General features: G+C 73.5%; 16 protein-coding genes. 10 read left to right on the top strand and 6 right to left on the bottom strand.

Annotated elements, in window-relative coordinates; genetic code table 11:
• Positions 1-67: 67 nt before the first annotated feature.
• From AB0959_RS37730 to AB0959_RS37720, 3 genes are all read left to right on the top strand, one after another.
• Complete coding sequence (locus AB0959_RS37730; RefSeq protein WP_366831282.1) at positions 68-2,128, top strand: FtsX-like permease family protein; 2,061 nt, start codon at positions 68-70, stop codon at positions 2,126-2,128.
• 149 nt (positions 2,129-2,277) lie between these two features.
• Entirely contained in the window at positions 2,278-2,973 is a 696-nt protein-coding gene (locus AB0959_RS37725) for a type 1 glutamine amidotransferase domain-containing protein (protein WP_366831281.1), read from the top strand.
• 132 nt (positions 2,974-3,105) lie between these two features.
• Positions 3,106-3,990 (top strand): NAD(P)-dependent oxidoreductase, encoded by an 885-nt coding sequence (locus AB0959_RS37720; RefSeq protein WP_366831280.1) that lies wholly within the window; start codon positions 3,106-3,108, stop codon positions 3,988-3,990.
• A 25-nt stretch (positions 3,991-4,015) separates the two neighbouring features.
• On the opposite strand, the gene AB0959_RS37715 is transcribed toward AB0959_RS37720, so the two are convergent.
• Both AB0959_RS37715 and AB0959_RS37710 read right to left on the bottom strand, forming a co-directional pair.
• Positions 4,016-5,302 carry a SpoIIE family protein phosphatase gene (locus tag AB0959_RS37715; protein WP_366831279.1) on the bottom strand — a complete coding sequence of 429 codons (1,287 nt, stop codon included), beginning with the start codon at positions 5,300-5,302 and terminating at the stop codon, positions 4,016-4,018.
• Positions 5,303-5,462: 160 nt separating this feature from the next.
• Positions 5,463-6,947 carry an alpha/beta fold hydrolase gene (locus tag AB0959_RS37710; protein WP_366831278.1) on the bottom strand — a complete coding sequence of 495 codons (1,485 nt, stop codon included), beginning with the start codon at positions 6,945-6,947 and terminating at the stop codon, positions 5,463-5,465.
• 194 nt (positions 6,948-7,141) lie between these two features.
• Here AB0959_RS37710 and AB0959_RS37705 point away from each other — a divergent pair, with 194 nt between their 5' ends.
• Both AB0959_RS37705 and AB0959_RS37700 read left to right on the top strand, forming a co-directional pair.
• Entirely contained in the window at positions 7,142-8,440 is a 1,299-nt protein-coding gene (locus tag AB0959_RS37705; protein ID WP_366831277.1) for a serine hydrolase domain-containing protein, read from the top strand.
• Between the two features lie 177 nt (positions 8,441-8,617).
• Positions 8,618-8,980 carry a DUF952 domain-containing protein gene (locus tag AB0959_RS37700; RefSeq protein ID WP_366831276.1) on the top strand — a complete coding sequence of 121 codons (363 nt, stop codon included), beginning with the start codon at positions 8,618-8,620 and terminating at the stop codon, positions 8,978-8,980.
• Between the two features lie 16 nt (positions 8,981-8,996).
• Here the strand turns inward: AB0959_RS37700 and AB0959_RS37695 are convergent, their stop codons facing one another.
• The gene (locus AB0959_RS37695) at positions 8,997-10,037 is read right to left on the bottom strand and encodes a hypothetical protein (RefSeq protein WP_366831275.1); all 1,041 of its coding nucleotides are present in this window, start codon (positions 10,035-10,037) and stop codon (positions 8,997-8,999) included.
• A 408-nt stretch (positions 10,038-10,445) separates the two neighbouring features.
• Here AB0959_RS37695 and AB0959_RS37690 point away from each other — a divergent pair, with 408 nt between their 5' ends.
• A complete protein-coding gene (locus AB0959_RS37690; protein ID WP_366831274.1) occupies positions 10,446-12,143 on the top strand; it encodes a lysyl oxidase family protein in 1,698 nt (565 codons plus the stop codon).
• 95 nt (positions 12,144-12,238) lie between these two features.
• Here the strand turns inward: AB0959_RS37690 and AB0959_RS37685 are convergent, their stop codons facing one another.
• Genes AB0959_RS37685 through AB0959_RS37675 form a run of 3 tightly spaced genes read right to left on the bottom strand, consistent with a single transcriptional unit; the run spans position 12,239 to position 15,792 of the window.
• Positions 12,239-14,806, bottom strand: coding sequence for an FtsX-like permease family protein (locus AB0959_RS37685; RefSeq protein WP_366831273.1), 2,568 nt, complete (start codon positions 14,804-14,806; stop codon positions 12,239-12,241).
• 3 nt (positions 14,807-14,809) lie between these two features.
• Complete coding sequence (locus AB0959_RS37680; protein WP_366831272.1) at positions 14,810-15,562, bottom strand: ABC transporter ATP-binding protein; 753 nt, start codon at positions 15,560-15,562, stop codon at positions 14,810-14,812.
• A complete protein-coding gene (locus AB0959_RS37675) occupies positions 15,559-15,792 on the bottom strand; it encodes a hypothetical protein (RefSeq protein ID WP_366831271.1) in 234 nt (77 codons plus the stop codon). Before AB0959_RS37675 ends, AB0959_RS37680 begins: the two co-directional genes overlap by 4 nt.
• A 185-nt stretch (positions 15,793-15,977) precedes the next feature.
• Here AB0959_RS37675 and AB0959_RS37670 point away from each other — a divergent pair, with 185 nt between their 5' ends.
• From AB0959_RS37670 to AB0959_RS37655, 4 genes are all read left to right on the top strand, one after another.
• Complete coding sequence (locus AB0959_RS37670; RefSeq protein ID WP_366831270.1) at positions 15,978-17,315, top strand: sensor domain-containing protein; 1,338 nt, start codon at positions 15,978-15,980, stop codon at positions 17,313-17,315.
• A 1-nt stretch (position 17,316) separates the two neighbouring features.
• The gene (locus AB0959_RS37665; RefSeq protein WP_366831360.1) at positions 17,317-17,976 is read left to right on the top strand and encodes a response regulator transcription factor; all 660 of its coding nucleotides are present in this window, start codon (positions 17,317-17,319) and stop codon (positions 17,974-17,976) included.
• A 118-nt stretch (positions 17,977-18,094) separates the two neighbouring features.
• On the top strand, positions 18,095-19,021 hold the full coding sequence (locus tag AB0959_RS37660; RefSeq protein ID WP_366831269.1) for a type II CAAX endopeptidase family protein: 927 nt from the start codon (positions 18,095-18,097) through the stop codon (positions 19,019-19,021).
• 49 nt (positions 19,022-19,070) lie between these two features.
• Positions 19,071-19,766 carry a DUF4328 domain-containing protein gene (locus AB0959_RS37655; protein ID WP_366831268.1) on the top strand — a complete coding sequence of 232 codons (696 nt, stop codon included), beginning with the start codon at positions 19,071-19,073 and terminating at the stop codon, positions 19,764-19,766.
• The last annotated feature ends 91 nt before the right edge of the window (positions 19,767-19,857 follow it).

Here is a 19,857-nt window from a genome sequence, read left to right as displayed (position 1 = left end):
GAACATGTCGCAGAAATCGTCGCAGGACTCGTCGCAGCACTCGTCGGAGACCACCAGGAGATCACCCGTGCGTTCCCCCGTCCTTCCCCTGACCTGGCACCTCGCCCGGTCCTCCGGCCGGCGCGGCCTTCAGGGTCAGGCGCTCGCCGCCGCGGCCGCCGCCGTGAGCGCGCTGGTGCTGCTGGTCCTGTTCGCCGCGTACCTCGGCTCCGGCACCCGCGCCGACCGCACCGCCTGGCTCAACCCCCGTCCCGACGGGCACGGCACCGCCGTCCAGGTCGTGTCCACCACCTTCGTACGGGGCGAACCCGTCACCGTGGTCGACCTCGCCCAGCTCCCCGGCCGCGCGGCCACCGCGCCGCCGCCGGGCCTGGACCACTTCCCGAAACCTGGCGAGGTCTTCCTCTCCCCGGCCCTCGCCGACCTCGTGCACGAGCTGCCCGCGCGGCAGCTCGCCGACCGGTTCCCGAAGACCTCCTCGTACGGGACCGTCGGCGGCGCCGGACTCGCCGCGTCCGAGCAGCGGCTCGCCGTGGTGGGGCGTGCCGCCGGCGATCCCGCCGTCTCGTCCGACGCGGGGCAGGACATGCTCGGCGGAGCGCTGGCGGCACGAGCCGTCGTCTCCGGTTTCAGCGGAACCTCCCCGCACGTGTTCACCTCGAACGACCGGACCTCGGCGCTGACCGCCATCGGCCTGCTCGTCGTGCCGGTGATCGTGCTGGGCGCGGCCTCCGGGCGGCTGGGCGCGGCCCGGCGGGAGCAGCGGCTGGCCGCGCTGCGGCTGGCCGGGGCGACCCCGCGGCAGATCCTCGCGATGACCGGTGTCGAGGCGGCGGTCGTGGGTGCGGCAGGAGCGGCTGCCGGAGCGCTCGCCTACTGTGCTCTGCTGCCCGCGCTCGCCCGGCTGCCGTTCGGTATCGGCTCGTGGCGGACCTCCGACCTGTGGGTGGGCGTGCCCGCCCTGCTCGCGGTGGTCGTGGCGGTGGCCGTGCTGATCGCGCTGAGCGCGGTGACGACGCTGCGGCAGGTGGCCCGCTCGCCCCTGGGCGTCGCCCAGCAGGCCGACCCGCGCCGCACCCGGCTGGTTCGGTTCGTCCTGTTCCTCGGTCTGCTGGTCTACATCGCCCAGACCGCCCAGGACGGTGGTCTGAAGACCTCGCAGCAGCTCGCGCTGATCGTCCTCTTCTACGCGGCGTTCTGGATCGTCGGGCCCTGGGTGGTCGACCGCCTCGGCCGCCTGCTGGGCCGGTTCGCCCGCCGCCCGGCCACCCTGCTGGCCGCGCGCCGGCTCAGCGACGACCCGCGCGGCGCCTGGCGCACCGTCAGCGGTCTGGTGCTGGCCGGGTTCGTCGCCGGGTTCTTCTCCGTGGCCCACCTCGACCTCGACGGCCTCCACCACAAGGGCCAGATCGCGGTGCCCGTCGCCGCCGTGGACGGCACGGGGTCCGTGGACGGCAAGGGGTCCGAGGACGGCAAGGGATCCGTGCAGTCGGTGCGCGAGACGGCCGAGCGCGCCCGTGCGCTGCTGAAGGACGCCGGGGTGACCGCCACCGTGCGCGCCCACACCAGCGAGGACGACATCGACTCCTTGTTGTTCGGTACGCCCGGCATCACGGCCCAGGTGACCGGCGGCCAGGACCGCATGGACGCCGCCGTCACCGCGCTGACCCGGCTGGGCACCGCCACCCCGCCGTACACCCAGGAGCAGAGCAGCGTGCTCGACGACCTCTACGTCTCGGAACTGCGCGGCACGGGCCTGGCCGCCCTCGCCCTGGGCTTCGTCGTGGCCACCGCCTCCGCCGGGCTCACGGCCGCCGCGAACGTCCTCGACCGGCGCCGCGTCTACAACCGGCTGCGCCTCGCCGGTACGCCGCTGAAGGTGCTGGACCGGGCGCGGGTCCGTGAGACGGTGGTCCCGCTGGTGGTGCTCGCCGGAGGTGTCACGGCGGCCGGGGTGTACCTCGCGACGAAGCTGAACAAGGCGTTCGGCACGACGGTCGACACCGCGGGCGCGCTGCAGCTTGCCGTCTGCGTCCTCCTCGGCGCCGCCGTGATGTTCGCCGCGATCGGCGCCAGCCGCCCCCTGCTGCGCGCCGTCACCGCCGATCCGGCCCAGGAGGCGGACTGAGGACAGGCCTCCGCTCGCGGAAGATTCAGATCGGTGTGGGAGGGAAGCTGCCCCCGGTGGGGTCCTCCCAGGCCCTGGCCGGGTACGCGGAACAGCGGAACAGCGGAACACCGGAACAGCAAACGGGGAAACAAGAACGGAGCAAGACCATGGCGAAGATCCTTTTCGTGATGACCGGCGCCGACCGGTGGACCCTGGCCGACGGCAGCACGCACCCCACCGGCTTCTGGGCCGAGGAGGCCGTCGTCCCCTTCGAGGCGTTCAAGGCCGCGGGCCACGAGGTCACGGTCGCCACCCCCGGCGGTGTCGTTCCGCCCGTGGACCCCGCCAGTCTCGCCGCCGAGGCCACCGGCGGCCCGGAGAACGCGGCCAGGTTCGAGAGTGTCGTGGAGACCGCCGACGAGTTCCTGAAGCCGGTGGCGCTGTCCGACGTACGTCTGGACGCCTACGACGCCGTGTACGTGCCCGGCGGCCACGGCCCCATGGAGGACCTGTCGGCCGACGGCGACTCCGGCCGGCTCCTCGCGCGGGCCGTGACCGGCGGCATGCCCGTCGGCGTGGTGTGCCACGGCCCGGCCGCACTGCTGGCCGCGATGAACGACGACGGGAGCAACGCCTACGCCGGCTACCGCGTCACCGCCTTCACCAACGCCGAGGAGGAGCTGGCCGGCAACGCCGCGAAGGCCCGGTGGCTCCTTCAGGACCGGCTGACCGAGGCGGGACTGACGGTGGAGACCGGCGAGCCCTTCGCCCCGCACGTTCAGGTCGACCGCAACGTGGTCACGGGCCAGAACCCCGCGTCCTCCGCGCCGCTCGCCACGGAGCTGCTGAAGAAGCTCGGCTGACCGCCCCGAGCTTCCCGCCGCCGGACCGGAGTCCGGACCGGAGTCCGGGCCGGAGCCCGACGCCCACCGTGTCCGGCAGCAGCACGAACCGGCCTCCCCCGTCAGGGCTTCCCCCGTCAGTAAGGTGACGTCATGTCCGACCAGCTCACCGTGACCGTCCTCGGCACCGGCATCATGGGCGCCGCGATGGCCCGCAACCTCGCCCGCGCCGGACACGGCGTCCGCGTCTGGAACCGCAGCCGCGACAAGGCCGAGCCGCTGGCCGCCGAGGGCGCGCACGTCGCGGACACGCCCGCCGAGGCGGTCCAGGGCGCCGACGTCGTGCTGACCATGCTGTACGACGGTCCGGCCGCCCTGGACGTGATGAGGCAGGCGGCCGGTGCCCTGCGCCCGGGGGCCGCCTGGGTGCAGTCCACGACCGCGGGCATCGGGGCGATCGGCGAGCTCGCCGACTTCGCCCGCGAGCACAGGCTGGTCTTCTACGACGCCCCGATGCTCGGCACCCGGCAGCCCGCGGAGGCCGGACAGCTGATCGTGCTCGCGGCCGGGCCCGCCGAGGGCCGGGACGTGGTGACGCCGGTCTTCGACGCGGTCGGCGCCCGCACGGTGTGGACCGGCGAGGACGGCGCGGCGGGCAGCGCCACCCGGCTGAAACTGGTGGCCAACAGCTGGGTGCTCGCGGCGACCAGCGCGACCGGCGAGACCCTGGCCCTGGCCAAGGCCCTCGGCGTGGACCCGCAGGGCTTCTTCGACGCCATCGCGGGCGGGCCGCTCGACATGGGGTACCTGCGGGCGAAGGCCGGGCTGATCCTCGACGGCAAGCTCTCTCCGGCGTCCTTCGCCGTGACCACCGCCGCCAAGGACGCGCGGCTGATCGTCGCCGCCGCCGAGGAGAACGGCGTCCGCCTCGACGTGGCCGCGGCCGGCGCCGAACGCCTGGCCCGCGCGGCCGAGCAGGGCCACGGCGACGAGGACATGGCCGCCGCGTACTACGCGAGCTTCGACGAGAAACCGTGAGACAGCCCCGCCGTCCGGCAACCGGTCACAGGCGGAGCACCACGAGCGCCGTGTCGTCGTCGGAGCCCTTCTCGGGGTCGGGGGCCAGGTGGGTCAGTACGGCGTCGGCGAGGCTCTCGGCGTCGAGGGCGTGGTGCCGTTCGAGGGAGTCGGCGAGGCGGCGCAGGCCGGTGTCGATGTCCTCGTCGCGCCGTTCGATGAGGCCGTCGGTGTAGAGGACGAGCGTGGAGCCGGGAGCGTAGGACACGGTCACCTCGTCCCGTGGGGCGAAGTCGTCGTCGGCGCCCAGGGGCGGGTCGGTGGCCCCGTCGAGGATCTCGACGGTTCCGTCGGCGTCGGTCAGGAGCGGAGGCGGGTGGCCGGCGCGGCTGTAGGTGATCGACCGCCGGGAGCGGTCCACGACGGCCTGCACGACGGTCGTGGCGAGGGCGCCCTCGACGGTGAGCGCGTGCTGGGCGAGTGTCGTGAGCGCGGGCGCCGGCCGTCCGGTGGCCCGGATCGCGGCGCTGAGCGCGTTGCGGAGCTGGCCCATGACGCCGGCCGCCTCCAGACCGTGACCGACCACGTCGCCCACCGCGACGGCCAGCCGGTCCGCGTCGAGTTCGAACAGGTCGTACCAGTCGCCGCAGACGTGCAGGAAGCCGGCCGCGGGCCGGTAGCGCACCGCCACGGCGGGGTCCTCGGCCAGCGCGGGGGCGGGCAGCATGGCGCGCTGCAGGGTGACGGCGATCTTGTGGAGCCGTGCCTGGTCCTCGCGCAGCTGTTCGTTGAGCTCCTGCAGTTCCTGGGAGCGGGTGAGCAGGTCGGCGGCCATGGCGTCCATGCGGCTGAGCACGGTGCCGGGGGTGGTGCTGAGGGCCTGGCGGGCGTGGACGAGGGCGGTGACCTCCTCGACGCGGTGCACGATGAGCACGACCCGGCCGTCGGCGTCGAGGACCGGGACGTTGACCGGGCTCCAGTACCGCTCCTCGTACACACCGGGACGGTCCGGCACCTCGACGGAGTACTTCTGCAGGGCCATCGTGTCCCGTTCGCCGGTGGCCAGCACCCGCTCCAGCGACGCGCGCAGCTTGCGGGGGCCGTTGGCCTCCGGGTCGGACGGGTCGTCGCGGAAGACGTCGAGGACGCGCCGGCCGAGCAGCTCCTCGCGACCGTGCCCGGAGACCCGTACATAGGCCCGGTTGGCGTCGGCCATCACCAGCCCGGGTGTGAGCAGCAGCGTGGGAACGGGCAGCGCCTGGAAGACCGCCGCGTAGTCGACCGCGGTCGACGGGCCTCCATGTCTCCCGTCAGAAGCGTCACCGCTGCTCATGCCTCATGTGTACTCCGCCCGTGGCAGCCGTGCGACCTGGCGTCCCGCGCCCTTTGGGGGGCGCGGGGAACTGCGCGACAAGCCCCCCCCCCCCCGCGACCCGCAGCCGCCCACCGGCACCAACCAGGCAGACCTCAGGGCCCGGCCCACCCCCGGAGGGTCACCGCACCCTCAAGAGGAAACTCACGAGCGACCGAGTAGCCGTGTTCCGTTCAGCCGCAGCGAACAGCGGATCCAGGTGGTTCATGCCCTCGTCGGACTCGTACACCGCGTACGGGACACGCGACCCGGCCACGACCTTGCGCGCCGAGCTCACGACCGTGCCGTGGGAGTAGCTCGTCTGGAAGGCGTAGAGCGGTACGTCGAGACCGGCGCCGTGGAGCAGCCGGAGCCCGAGGGCGCGGGCGAGACGGGTGTCGGCGTAGGCGTCGGTGACGTCGAGGTCCACCGACAGCCGGGCCGGCCAGTACCACTCCCACACGGCCGGGACCGGACCCGCGTACGCCGTCGCGACGCGGCCGATCGGCGTGATGCCGTCGTCGACCCAGCCGCGCACGGCACCGCCACCGGCACCGCCACCGGCACCGCCGCCGTCAGCGAGGTGTCCCGAGTGCACGCTGATGTCGTTGGGCCAGCCGAAGCGCGCGTCGACCAGGGTGCCGAGCAGGGCCGCGTTGGTGACCGGGTCCGGCGGCCGCAGGGCGTCGGGCATGCGCGGCTGCAGCACCGAACGGCCCTCGGGGTCGGTGTGGGCGTACCAGCCGGCGAGCTGGTACCAGATCTGTGTGCTCTCGGCGCGGCTGCCCAGCCCCACAGCGCTGAGTGTCAGGTCGAAGACCGCTCCGCCGTCGATGGCCGCGAGCCGCTCCCGCACCTCCTCGGGTGAGTCCTGCACGGGCGCGCCCGTCCCCTCGAACGCCCCGAGGACGCCGCCGTCGAGCACGGCCAGGGCCGTCAGGTCCCGGTACCCGGGGCGGCCGTCGAAGTCCCAGGCGGCGTAGGCGAGCGCGGTGGTCGCGCCCCAGGAGTGGCCGCCGAGCACCACCCGCCGCCGGCCACCCGCACGGGCGGCCCGTACGACCGTCCGCAGGTCCTCCAGGGCGCGCCCGAGGCCCCAGCCGGCGACGTAGCCGGAGGCGGCCGGGTCCAGGGAGCGGTAGTGGCCGTCCAGGTAGTACGCGGCCGGGTCGGCGGTGGCGAACCCGGAGCGGTCGGCCAGGTTCTCCTCGCGCCGGTCGAACGCCCACACCTGCAGGCCGGGTACGGCCGCCACCAGGTCCCTCGCCACCAGCCGGAAGTCGTTCGCGGCTCCGAACATCCCCGGCACCATCACCAGCACGGTGTCCGCCTCGCGCGGCCCGACCTGGAGCACGTGGACGCGGTCCGAGCCGACGGGTCCGCCTCCGCTGCCGACCGGCAGGGGGACGTACGGCTCGGGGGCGGTGCCGTACCCGCTCCCGCGCCCAACGGCCCGGGCTGCCCCGGCCAGCGGACCGGCCGCCCCGAGGCCGCCCAGGGCCAGGCCACCGGCCATCCCGCCGAGCACCGTTCTGCGGGACAGCCCCGGCAGCCCCGACAGCCCCGGCAGCCCCGACAGCCGAGACAGCCGAGACAGCCGAGACAGTTGTGACAGATCCTCTGTCATCTTGGTTCGCTCCCTTGCGAGTTGGAGAGATCTCGCCCCCCGCGCACAAGCTTCCTCCGACCGATGTGGCGCTCCCCCACTGGGGCCCCGTTGATCATCCACGAGAAGGATGTAAGGCGCATGGTTCACCCATGACAATTACCCGGGCGTGTCCGACCCCGGGCACGCCCGGACCAGGGAAGGGAGACCCCACCTTGCGCATCACCCGGCTCATCGGCACCGTCCTGGGCACCACGCTCCTGCTGACCACCGCGTTACCGGCGGCGTCCGCCGACACGGGAACCGCCCCGTCCGCGGCCGGCCCACTGGACCGCACCACCCTGCGCACCACGCTGGACGCCGTCCACGAGGCGGGCATGTACGGCGCCTACTCGTCCGTCCGTGAGGGCACCGACCGGTGGACCGGCGCGGCCGGGCTCGCCGACGTGGACACCGGCCGTCCGGTCACGCCCGGCATGCGCCACCGCGTGGGCAGCATCAGCAAGACCTTCACCGCCGTCGCCGTGCTCCAGCAGGTGGAACGAGGCAAGGTCCGGCTCGACGCGCCGATCGGCGACTACCTCCCGGACCTGGTCCCGGGGGAACGGGGCCGGGACGTCACCGTCCGCATGCTCCTCAACCACACCAGCGGAATCGGCGACTACATCCGGGGCGCCTTCCCCTCCCTCGACCAGAACTCCACGGCCAGTCTCGACGAGGAACGTTTCCGCTCCATCGCGCCCGGGGAACTGGTGCGCCTCGGACTGGCGGCGCCCGCCACTGGACGGCCCGGCGAGAGGTGGTCGTACTCCAACACCAACTACGTGATCGCCGGCCTCCTCCTCCAGAAGGTCACCGGCCAGGACGCCGGGACGTACATCACCCGCAACGTCATCGACCGCGCCGGGCTGCGCCACACCACGTACCCGCGCACCCCTTACATCAAGGGCCCGCACTCCAAGATGTACGAGTCGTTCTACGGCCTGATCGACCCGCCCCGTGACTACAGCGTCTACGACATGTCCTGGGCGAGCACGGCGGGCGCGATCGTCTCGACCACAGACGACCTGAACCGCTTCTACCGCACCCTGCTGGGCGGCGGGCTGATCGGCCGGGCGGCCCTCGCCGAGATGCAGACCACCGTCCCCGCGAACGGCGTCGACTACGGCCTGGGCATCCTCTCCTTCGACGTGCCGGGCTGCGGCCGCTTCTGGGGCCACGACGGCGCGGTCTTCGGCGCGGGCACGATCGCGCTGTCCAGCCCGGACGGCAAGCGCCAAGTCGCCGTCGGCTGGAACCTCATGAAGTACCAGCGCGTCGGCGCGGACGGCAAGCTGGAGCCGAGCCCGATCGACGACGCCCTTAACGCGCACATCGTCCGCGCGCTCTGCCCGGCCGCGGTGTCCGAGGCGGAGCCTGAGTCCCGGACGGCGGTCGCCGAGACCCGCCGGCTGCTCCCGGAGGGGCTGCCCGGCGTCGACCTGGCTCCCGGCACGTGGGTCGCCCGTCGCTGAGCCGTGACGTCGCTGAGCCGTGACGTCGCCGAACCGTGACGGGCGCGGAGGGGCGGTCAGCGCGTGAGCCGGAGGCTGACCGCTCCTCGGTGTCGGTATGGCGAGGGGGCGCTCCTCGGCGTCGCTACGGCGAGGGCGGCGCGCCGGTCATGGAGCCCCGTGACGTATAACCGCGCCATGCTCTATCACATAGTGCCGCTCGCCGACTGGAACGCCGACCCCGGCCGGCCGTACGCGCCCGCCTCCCTCGCGGAGGAGGGCTTCGTCCACTGCTCCCCCGACGAGGCGACCACGCTGGCCGTCGTCAACGCCTTCTACCGGACCGGGCCGAGGCCGCTGCTGGCGCTGCTCCTCGACGAGGAACGGCTGACCGCCACGGTGGAGTGGGAGGAGCCCGTGCCCGTCCCGCCGCCCGGGGTCTCCGACGACGTCCGGTTCCCCCATGTCTTCGGTCCGCTCGACCGCGACGCCGTCGTGCGGATCATGGAGGTCCGGTGGGACGAGGAGGGGCGGGCGACCGGGCTGCGGGAGACGAGCTGAGGCCTCTCCCTTCCGGTCAGCCCAGGCAGATCACGAGCAGGCAGAGCTGCGCCGGCGAGGTCTCCTCCGGGGCGGGGCTCGACGGTGTCGTGCCGGAGTTCGAACCGGAACCGGAGCCGGATCCCGAGCCCGAGCCCGAACCCGTGTTCGCGTCGTCGGAGGGGGTGGGCGTGGGCGTCTGAACACCCGTGCCCGTGTCGCCGCTCTGGCCGGAGCCCGATCCGCCGGTGGAGGGGGAGGTGGGCTTCGGCTTCGGGAGCAACGGCAAGGTCGTACGGGGAGCGGAGTCGCTGTCCGGCCGGGCCTGCTGTCGGGAGACGTGGGGCGCGGCGGCCGCGGACTGCTCGTGCGGGGTGTTGGTCTCGGGCGACTTCGTGGGGGCGGGCGAGGAACGGCGCGCGTTCGTGTCCGGCGAGTCCGGGAGGGTGAGCTCCGCCGTCGGTTCCTCGGCGCCGCCGTTGGTGCGCGTCCGTTCCGGCGCCGTGGCCGCCTGTGCCTGGTCGGGGGACGACCGCTGCATCGAGGAGAAGGTCAGGCCGCCGCCGATGAGGGCGACGGTGGTCGCGACCACGGCACGGCGCTGGTTCTTCTTCCAGCGGGCCTTCTGGCGGCGCCGCGCGGCCCGCCCCTCCGTTACGGCAGGGACGCCTTCGGTGACGCTCTCGGCACCCTCGAACTCGAAGTCACCGGACGGGCCGGTTTCCGGGGCCTCGTGGGCACTGGCGCCGAGCGCACTGGCGCCGAGCGCACTGGCGCCGAGCGCACCGGCTCCCTGCGTACCGGCGGCCTGCGCGCTGGCGCCGAGTGCCGCGGCTTCGTGAGGGCGGCTCTCGAACCACGAGTGGGGCGACCTCGCGGGCTCCCACGGCGCCGGCGCGTCAGCCGGGTCTGCCGGACCGGCCGGGTCTGCCGGGCCGCTCGTCGGCGCCGCGGTGGTCCGGGCCGGGACGGTACGGCCGCCCGAGGTCACCGGAGCGATGTCCGGGGCGTAGGCGCCGCACCCGGGGCACACCAGGGCGCCATTGAGATGTCGACGGCACGAGGAGCAGTAGTCCATCAGTCGTCTTCCTGGGTTGACAGTCCGTCGACCCAGCCGGGCTGCGGCCTGGTCACGGTCGCGCGTGATATCGAGCGGCCTGTAACCCTAACGAGACATTCGAATGTGTGTGTGCAGGCTGTGTGGTGCTCCTGCACGGATTCTCACGGTGCGAAGCGTGGTTTTCGGCCATGTGCCGCCCGCCGAACGGCAGATGAACGGGATGTTCCGGACGTTCGGCCCGGACGCGTCACGTGCGTCGCCCCTGCTTTTCCCCGCCTCACCAGGCAACCCAACCCCTCTTTTCGGCAGTCTCACAGGTTGCTCACAGATCCGGCGCAGGGGTGCGTGGGGCGCGCCCCACCGTCGGTCGGCTGTGGGTTGTCCAGTCCGATGCCACTGACCATGGCACTCGCAGACGAGGAACCGATGACCAGACAGGAACACCGCAGTCGCTTACGGCGTGCCGGGCTCTCCACCGGAGCCGCGCTCACCGTCGTCGCCGCTGTCGCCGGGGCCGCTCCCGGGGCCGGTGCGGCGTCGCAGAGCACGCCCGGGACGCCGAAGCTCAAGCTGATCGCCGCGTCGAACTCCGTGACCCTCGACCGCTGGGACGAAGGGGTCTTCCTGGACCTCGGCACGTACCTCACGGTCGACGGCGCGCCGTTCGAGTTCAAGGTGACCCGCAAGTCGTACAAGGACCCGATCGTCGCCAAGCAGATCCTGCGCGACGGCACGACCACGAAGACGAAGAAGCTGCCCGCCGGCATGGTGAAGGACTTCACCGGCCTGTCCGGCTTCCTCAACGTGACGATCAAGAACGCGGCCGGCGAGGTCGTGACGAAGAGCAAGGGCACCTACTGCCCGAACAACGCCGCGGGCCGGATACGCCCGGACGCCCCGGCGACCGCGCACTACCCGGAGAGCTGCTCCACCAACCCGTGGACGCTGGGCTCCGTGTGGGGTGTCGAGAACGGCTGGGCGTCCAACACGAGCACGGTCGACTACGACAAGCCGGTGGACCTGCCGGCGGGCGAGTACACGGCCGACGTCTCGGTGGCCAAGAAGTACCGCGATCTGTTCGGCATCCCCGACGACCGGCCGACCATCAAGGTGACGGTGCGGCAGAACGACGACGAGGGCGGTGGCGGCGTGGGCGTGGCCCCCCAGCGGTCCTCCGCCCAGCACGGAGCCGGCCACGGTTCCGGTCACGGCGCGCCCTCCGCCCAGGCCGCCGGTGGCGCCGCCCACCACTACGGCCCCCGCGGCGCCGACGCCCCCACCCCGGGCGCCCTGTCGCACGCCCTTCAGGACCGCGGCACGGCGAGCCACCTGGGCGACGGGCGCGGGCACACCGACGGCTCGCGCGTCGCGCCCGCGCTCAAGCCCAATGCCAAGCGGCCCACCGGCCGGGCGGGCGTCCCCGCGGACGTGCCCAAGCCGGACCTGCGGTCCCTGCCCGCCTGGGACATCGCCATCACCGACGGCGAGGACGGCGACGTACCGGGCAAGGACTACCTCGCCTTCAGCGCCAACGTCTGGAACGCGGGTCCCGCGCCCCTCGTCGTGGACGGCTTCCGCAGCCCCGGCAAGGACCTGATGGACTCCTACCAGTACTTCTACGACGCGGACGGCAAGCAGGTCGGGTACAAGCCCAGCGGCACCATGGAGTGGGACCCGCGCAAGGGCCACGAGCACTGGCACTTCACGGACTTCGCCAGCTACCGGCTGCTGAGCGCGGACCAGACCGAGGAGGTGCGCAGCGGCAAGGAGGCGTTCTGCCTGGCCAACACCGACGCCATCGACTACACGGTCAAGAACGCCAACTGGCACCCGTTCAACACCGATCTGTCGACCGCCTGCGGTGAGCAGAACTCGATCTCGGTGCGTGAGGTCCTCGACGTCGGCTCCGGCGACACGTACACCCAGTACCGTCCGGGCCAGTCCTTCGACATCACCGGCCTGCCGAACGGCACGTACTACATCCAGGTGATCGCCAACCCGGAGAAGCGGCTGCAGGAGACCAACCTCGACAACAACGTCGCCCTCCGCAAGGTGATCCTGGGCGGTACGCCGGGCGCCCGCACCGTGCAGGTCCCGCCGCACGACCTGATCGACGCCCCGTAACGGCCACACGCCGTTTCGATCGGGAAGTGGGAACAGCAGGAACAGCAGGAACCCCCAGGCCGCCGGCCTGGGGGTTTCGCCTTGAGCGGGCGTGGTCACGGAGCGCGCAGGGCCTCGGCGGGAGGAGTGCGCAGGGCCTGCCGGGTGGGCAGGTCGATGGTGAGGAACGCCGTCACGACGACCGTGGCCGCGATGGCCGGCAGGAGCCAGGCGGGGCCCTCGGGCCAGGGGCGGCCGAGGAAGCCCTGGCCGAGCAGCGCGAGCGGGACGGCGGACAGCAGCAGGCCCGTGGTGAGCGCGGCGGCGGCGATCACCGCGGCCTCCCGGCGCATCATCACCCGGATCTGACGCGGAGTCGTGCCGACCAGGCGCAGGGCGGCGATCTCGGCCCGCCGCTGGGCGGTGGCGGCGACGAGCCTGTTGGCGATGGAGAGCAGCAGGTAGCCGAGCAGCACGACGATGACGGCCAGGTTGATCCACACCTCGGGCGGGGTGCCCGTGCCGCCCGTACCGGAGCCGGGGCCGGTGTCCTCCAGGGCCAGACCGGGGCGGGCGGCGGCCAGCGCGGTGAGGCCGCGCCTGGCGGCGGCGGTGCCGTCGGTGCGGACGAGGACGCTCTGGTCCAGGTCCGTCGTGGTGTGCCCGGCGGACAGGTCGCGGGAGAGGACCACCGGGCCGAAGCCGAGGCCGCGGTCGTAGACGGCGACGACCCGGGCGTCGGCCTCCGTGCCGTCACCGAGGACCAGCCGCACCCGCTGCCCGGTCTCCGCTCCGCGCGAGCGGGCGACCTCGCTGCTCACGGCGACCGTGGCGCCGGTGAGGCGTGACAGGTCGCCGTCGCGGACGCCGAGGTCGACGACGTCCGCCGCGGCCGGCGTCAGGATCATCGCGGAGCTCGACTCGCTCACCGTGTCGCCGAGTTGCTTGTACGACCACACCACGGTGGTCGTGCTGACGGGCGCCGCCGCCCGTACGCCCGGCACGTCCCGCACGGCGGACAGCGTGTCCGGCGGCAGCCCGCCCAGGCCCGGCGCGCTCACGCGGTGCTGGGCGAGGGTGCCCGTGCGGGTGTCCTGCGAGGTGGCGGCCAGCACGGTGGTCTGCGCGAGGGTGTACGTCAGCACGAACACGACCGCCATGGCCAGCGGGCTGACGACTCCGGTGACCCGTAGCGCGTACGCGCGGATGTTGGACACGGCGAGCCAGGTGGGGGCGGGGACGCCGGGGCGCAGGCGTCGTACGGCCGCGTCGCCCGCGCCCTTCACCAGGGCCGGGCCCGCCAGCGCCAGTCCGATCGCGGCGACGATGCCCGCGATGGACGTGGCGGAGGCGCCGATGAGCGTGCGGGACAGCAGCGGTGCGGCCGACAGGACGGTCGCGGCGACGATCAGCAGCAGACCGGCGCGGGTGCGGAGCCTCGACGGCTCGCGGGGCTCGCTGCGCGACTCGGCGACCGCCTCGGTGGCCGGCATACGGGAGGTGCGCCAGGCCGCGCACCGGGCCGAGACCCGCACGGCCGCCGTCATGAGGACGAGTGTGGCGAGCGCGGGCAACGGGCTGAGGGTCAGGGGGAGTTCGGCAGGGAGGATGCCCCGGTCCGTGAGTTCGTCCCGGAACTGCCCGGCCAGCGCATAGCCCAGGGCAACGCCCGGTACGACCGCCACGGCCGCGACGAGGGTCGACTGGGCGGCGGCCAGGCGGCGGATCTGCTTCGGGGTCGCCCCGACGGCGCGCATCAGCGCCAGGTCACGGCGTTGCCCGGCGACCGCCACGCCCAGCGCGCCCGCCGTGACGAACCCGGTGATCAGCAGGACGATCCCGGCGAGCGAACCGGAGAGGAGCACGAGCAGCGAACGGGCCGAACCGACGCCGGGCGCCACGGCCTCGCCGCGGTCCGCGCCGGTGAGGACGCGCAGTCCGGTGCCCGCGAGCCGGTGACGTACCGCCGAGGCGACCCACTCCTCGGTGCCGGGCTCGGTCCGCAGGCCGACCAGATCGACGGTTCCGGCGCGTGGTCCTCCGCCGTCGGCGCCGGCACGGCGTTCGTGGCCGGAGAGGCGTGCGGCGGTCGCGTCGGCGAAGTAGACGCCCGCGCCCGGCGCGTCGACCAGCGCGGAGACGCGGTAGGCCGTGGCGGTCCTGCCGTTCGCGACGACCTCGACGCGGTCGCCCGCGCGGATGCCGGCCGCGGTGGCGGTGGCGCGGTCCACGGCGACCTCGCCGGAACCGGTCGGCTCGCGGCCGTCGACACGCGGGGCATCGAGCAGCTTCGTCGAGGACCATCCGTGCCCGGCGGCGCGTGGGTCCCCGTCCGCCACGGGGACGACCCGTCCCCGCGCGTCGACGAGCGAGGCCGGGAAGCCGATGTCGCCGACCGCGTCGGTGACGCCCGGCAGCCCGGACAGCCGGTCGACGAGTCCCGCCGGGACCGCGGCACGCTCGGGCAGTGCGATCGGCAGGTCCCCGGCCGGGTGGTACTCCTGGTCGGCCGCGACCACGACGTCCGCGCCGGCGAGCCGGCCGGGCGGCAGCTGGGAGCGCAGCCCGGACTCCGCGAGCACCCCCGTGGCGGTGATCATCAGTGCGCCGCCGAGGACCGCGCAGGCCACGGCGAGCAGCGCGGTGACACGGTGCGCGGCCATGCGCAGGGCGAGATGCAGCATGGTCTAGCGCTCCCCCAACGCGACGAGGCGGTCGGCCAGTTGAGGAGCTGTCGGGGCGTCCAGGGCCTCGACCACCCGGCCGTCGGCCATCACCAGCGCCCGGTGCGCCCGCGCTGCGGCGGCCGGGTCGTGGGTGACCATCACCACCGTCTGGCGCAGCTCGTCCACGAGGTCGCGCAGCAGGTCGAGGACCTGGTGAGCGCTGCGCAGGTCCAGCGCGCCGGTCGGCTCGTCCGCGAACACGACGGCGGGTCTCGCCGCCAGCGCCCGTACCACGGCGGCCCGTTGCTGCTGGCCGCCGGAGAGCTCGGCCGGGCGGTGGCCGAGCCGGTCGGCGAGACCGACCCGCTCGACCAGCGTGCGCAGCCAGTCCCGGTCGGGGCTCCGGCCGGCCAGCCGCAGCGGCAGCGTGATGTTGTCCTCGACGGAGAGCGACGGGATCAGGTTGTACGCCTGGAACACGAACCCGACGCGCTCCCGGCGCAGTTCGGTACGGCGCGTCTCGTTCAGACCCGCGATCTCGTGGCCGTCGATGCGGACGCTGCCCGACGTGGGGGAGTCCAGCCCGGCGGCGCAGTGCATCAGCGTGCTCTTGCCGGACCCCGAGGGGCCCATCACCGCGAGGAACGTGCCGTGCTCCACGGTCAGTGACACGTCGTCGAGGGCGCGGACGCCGCCCGCGTAGGTCTTGGTGAGCCGCGCCAGCGCGATGGCGGGCGCCTTCCGCGCGGTGGCGGTCGCGACGGAGGTACTCATCGCCGTCCCCGCAGCTTGCGTGCGACGAGGGTGCCGGCGCAGAGGGCGGTGACGCCGCCGCAGGCCAGGTGGACCCCGAGGCCGGCGTCGCCGTACGAGGCCACCGTGTTGGCGACCACACTGATCACCAGGACGGTCCACAGCAGCGCGCGGACGACGTCCGAGCGGCTGACACCGCTCGGGCTGTCGTCGGGGGCGCCGGTCAGACGGTAGGGGTCGGTGGTCGTCATAGGGGTCTTCCTCCCGTGGGGGCCGCTCGCGCTGTCGGTCACCGACGCTATGTATCGGGACCCCCCTCGGCCGATCCCGCAGTCCGCTCTGTTCGAGGTACAGCAGGCTGTACTTCCGGGCTCCCCGACTGACAGCGAACTCGTGTGCTGCATAAGGTCGTTCGCCAACAAGGGGAGGAGGGCGCATGGCCATACGGGACACCGCGGCCGACGAGCGGGGCGACGAGCGGGGCAAAAACCGGGGCGGCGAGCCGGACGCCGGCCTCAAGGACGTCGTCGTACGGGCCCTGGGTGCCGCGGGCGGTGCGGTCGGGCAGCTCGCGTCCGGGCTCGGTACGGCCCTGCTCGCCCTGCTGGTACTGGCTTTGCTGGCCGTCACCGCCGTGACGAGCCTCGCCGGGGTCGGGCTGCTGATGGTGCCCGCCGTGCTGGGCGCGCTGCACGCCCTGGCCGGCCGGGAACGCGCCCGGCTCGCCCGCTACGGTCCCGAGGTCGTCGCCCCGGACCCACCGCCCATGCGGCTGCGGTCCGCCCTCGTCGACTCCACCACCCGGCGGGAGCTGCGCTGGCTGGTCCGGCACGCCACGCTCGGCCTGCTGCTGGGCCTGATCGGGGTGCTGCTGCCGCTCGTCGCCGTCCGGGACAGTGTCTTCCCGTTGCTGTGGCCGTTCGCGCCCGAGGACGCGACCGCCACGTCCCTGGGCTTCGGCACCGCGCAGTCCTGGCCGGAGGCCCTGGCCGTGTCCCTGCTCGGCGTGGGCTGGATCGCCATCATCCTCGGGCTCACCCCCGGCATGGCACGGCTGCAGGCAGGGCCCGGGCGGCGGCTCCTCGCGGCCGGCCCCGACACCGATCTCTCCCTGCGCATCGCGGAGTTGACCTCCACCCGCGCCGCCGCCCTGGACGCCCACGCCACCGAGCTGCGCCGGATCGAGCGCTCACTGCACGACGGCACCCAGAACCGGCTCGTCACGGTCACCGTCCTGCTCGGCGCCGCCCGCCGCCAGGTGGCCCGCGACCCGGCGGGCGCCGACGAACTCCTCGAACGCGCCCAGTCCGCCGCCGAACAGGCGCTGGCCGAACTGCGCACCGTCTCGCGCAGCATCCTGCCCCCGGTGCTGGCCGACCGGGGGCTCGCCGGAGCGCTGTCCGGGCTGGCCGCCGAGTGCGCGGTGCCCTGCCGGACCGATGTCGAGGCGCCCGAGCGGTGCGCCGCCTCCGTCGAGGCGACCGCCTACTTCGTCGTCGCCGAGGCGCTGACGAACATCGCCAAGCACAGCGGCGCCGGGCAGGCCGCGGTGACGGTCCGCGCCCGCGGCGGCCGGCTGCACCTCCGTGTCGAGGACGACGGCCGGGGCGAAGCTGGGGGCACCTCCCAGGCTATTGGCACTGGGGGAGAGAACGGCGGCTCCGGGCTCACCGGGATCCGCCGTCGCGTGGCGGCGCACGACGGTACGCTCCGCTTGACCAGCCCGGCCGGCGGGCCGACAACCCTCGAGGTGGACCTTCCCTGTGGATCGTGACCTGCGGATCGTGATAGCCGAGGACGACCCGTTGCTGCGCGAGGGCCTCGCCCTGCTGTTGCGCGCCGAGGGGCTCGACGTGGTGGCCACGGCGGGCACCGCAGACGGGATCCTGGACGCCATCGACACCCACAAGCCGGACGTCGCCATCCTCGACGTACGGATGCCGCCGACGCACACCGACGAAGGCGTCCGCGCGGCCGTGGAGGCCCGGCGCCGCCGCCCCGACCTGGCGGTCCTCGTGCTGTCCGCGTACGTCGAGCAGTCCTTCGCCACCGAGCTGCTCACCGGCGGTGTGAACGGCCTCGGTTATCTGCTCAAGGAACGGGTCGGGCGGGTGGAGGAGTTCCTCGACGCGCTGCACCGGGTGGCGTCCGGCGGCACCGCCATCGACCCCGAGGTCGTCGCCCAGCTGTTCACGCGCTCCCACCAGGACACCCGCCTGGAACGCCTCAGCCCTCGCGAGCGGGACGTCCTCGCGCTGATGGCCGAGGGGCTGGGCAACAGCGCGATCGCCGAGCGGCTCGTCGTGACGGACGGCGCGGTGCACAAGCACATCCGCAGCATCTTCGCCAAGCTCGACCTGTCGCCGACGGACCAGGTGGACCGGCGGGTGGCCGCCGTCCTGCGGTACCTGGAGGACGCCCGCCGCCGGGCGTGACGACCCGCCAAGTACAGCCTGCTGTACCGCCCGTTGGGGCACGAACGGCAATGACCCCCGGAGGCGGGGCTGATGTGCTGAAACACGTCACGTCAGCCCCCTCCGAAGGGACATCGCGGTGAGCACGCAAGCACCCGTCAGCACCGGGACCGGACCGGCCACCGAGGGCGGTGACGTCCGTGAGAACCGCACCACCGGCCTGCGCGGCGGCATCCGCCGCCGCCCCGTGACCTGGTTCTTCTCGCTGGCCTTCCTGCTGAGCTGGGCGGCCTGGACGCCGTACATCCTGTCCGGGAACGGCCTGGGCCTGTGGCACTTCACCTTTCCCGGGGGTGCCGGCGGCAGCCAGCTTCTCGGCGTTCTGCCCGGCGCCTACCTCGGCCCGATCGCGTCGGCGCTCCTGGTCACCGGGGTCACCGAGGGGCGGGCCGGACTGCGGGCCTGGCGGAGCCGGATGACCAAGTTCCGCGTCAACTGGCGCTGGTACGCCGTGGTTCTGGTCTCGGTGCCCGCGGCGCTGATCATGGCCTCGACCGCGCTGGGCGACCGCGAGCCGGCGATGCCGCCCGCCATGGTGCTGGCCGCGTACCTTCCCGGCCTGCTGATCCAGTTGGTCACCACCGGTCTCGCCGAGGAGCCCGGCTGGCGCGAGTTCGCCATGCCCCGGCTGCAGCAGCGCTACGGCCCGCTGGCCGCCACCGTCATCGTCGGCCCTCTGTGGGGCGTCTGGCACTTGCCGCTGTTCCTGACCGAATGGGGCGGCTACCCGGACGTGACCGGGACCCATGTGCTGAAGTTCGTCGTCACCGCGATCGGCTTCAGTTTCGTGATGACCTGGGTGTTCAACCGCTCCGGCGGGAGCATGCCGCTGGTGATGCTGCTGCACTGCGGCGTCAACAACTACTTCTCCATCGCGGCGGCGGACATGTTCCCGTGGCTGTCCCGCGAGGCCACGTCCAACGCCTTCCTGCTCAGTGCCACGACGGGGGCCCTGATCCTGCTCGTCGCCACGCGCGGACGCCTCGGCTGCTCCGCGAGTGTGTGAATCCGGGAAAGCCTGCATCCGGAGGAGCCGATTCCTCGTCACTAAGGGCATGGACATGAAAGTTGACCCGCCGAACGACCGCGAGCCCGAGCGTCCGCTCCGCCCGGTGCGCGGAAGCGCCCACGTCGCCGTCGCGGCCCTCGCCCTGGCAGCCGTCGCGTGGGTGGTGCGGGCCGTATGGCACATACGACTCGCCGTGGCGGGGATGCCGGCGTCCGGGCCGCTGGACCAGGGCGGCGGGCAGCACCGCCTGCCGACCTCGCTGGAGGACGGCTACCACATCGTCGACGGCCTGGGCTCCGCCGTCACGCTGCTCTGCGCGATCACGTTCATTTCCTGGATATGGCAGGTCCGGGACAACGCCCGCGCCTTCTCGGGAGAACGCCCCCGCTACTCCTGGATCTGGGTGTACGCGGGCTGGGTCGTGCCCATCATGAACCTCTGGGTGCCCCGCGGTCTCCTCGTGGACGTCCACCGGGCGAGCGCCCCGGGTGAGCGGCTGCCGAGCGTCGTGAACTGGTGGTGGGGGCTGTGGCTGGCCGGGATGGTCGGCGGGGTCGGCCTGATCTACGCCGACGACACGGACGACGTCATCGGGCGCGCCTACGCGGACGTCTGGCAACTGCTGCTGGCCGACGCGGCCGTCATCGGCGCGGCCGTGGCCGCCATCCTCGTCGTCCGCTCCCTCACGAAGACGCAGCAGGAGCGCCTGGACCGGATCGCCGCGGCGGCCACGGCGTCCTAGTGAGCCGGTTTTGAGTTCTCCCGCCACCACTTGAGTCGTGTTCTGTTTCGGATCGCGGCTTGGGCGGTGACGGGGCTGGTGGTTTGCGGTC

The organism is Streptomyces sp. NPDC046862 (assembly GCF_040704615.1).
In the GTDB taxonomy this organism is placed as follows: domain Bacteria; phylum Actinomycetota; class Actinomycetes; order Streptomycetales; family Streptomycetaceae; genus Streptomyces.
Note: the sequence above shows the minus strand (reverse complement) of the source record. Positions and strands in the feature narration are given on the sequence as shown.

Excerpts from the sequence above, each read along its gene's own strand:
- AB0959_RS37720 (WP_366831280.1), top strand. The coding sequence starts at position 3,106 with ATGTCCGACCAGCTCACCGTGACCGTCCTCGGCACCGGCATCATGGGC.
- AB0959_RS37675 (WP_366831271.1), bottom strand. The coding sequence starts at position 15,792 with ATGACGACCACCGACCCCTACCGTCTGACCGGCGCCCCCGACGACAGC.
- AB0959_RS37700 (WP_366831276.1), top strand. The coding sequence starts at position 8,618 with ATGCTCTATCACATAGTGCCGCTCGCCGACTGGAACGCCGACCCCGGC.
- AB0959_RS37710 (WP_366831278.1), bottom strand. The coding sequence starts at position 6,947 with ATGACAGAGGATCTGTCACAACTGTCTCGGCTGTCTCGGCTGTCTCGG.
- AB0959_RS37715 (WP_366831279.1), bottom strand. The coding sequence starts at position 5,302 with ATGAGCAGCGGTGACGCTTCTGACGGGAGACATGGAGGCCCGTCGACC.
- AB0959_RS37680 (WP_366831272.1), bottom strand. The coding sequence starts at position 15,562 with ATGAGTACCTCCGTCGCGACCGCCACCGCGCGGAAGGCGCCCGCCATC.
- AB0959_RS37655 (WP_366831268.1), top strand. The coding sequence starts at position 19,071 with ATGGACATGAAAGTTGACCCGCCGAACGACCGCGAGCCCGAGCGTCCG.
- AB0959_RS37725 (WP_366831281.1), top strand. The coding sequence starts at position 2,278 with ATGGCGAAGATCCTTTTCGTGATGACCGGCGCCGACCGGTGGACCCTG.
- AB0959_RS37695 (WP_366831275.1), bottom strand. The coding sequence starts at position 10,037 with ATGGACTACTGCTCCTCGTGCCGTCGACATCTCAATGGCGCCCTGGTG.
- AB0959_RS37690 (WP_366831274.1), top strand. The coding sequence starts at position 10,446 with ATGACCAGACAGGAACACCGCAGTCGCTTACGGCGTGCCGGGCTCTCC.
- AB0959_RS37670 (WP_366831270.1), top strand. The coding sequence starts at position 15,978 with ATGGCCATACGGGACACCGCGGCCGACGAGCGGGGCGACGAGCGGGGC.
- AB0959_RS37685 (WP_366831273.1), bottom strand. The coding sequence starts at position 14,806 with ATGCTGCATCTCGCCCTGCGCATGGCCGCGCACCGTGTCACCGCGCTG.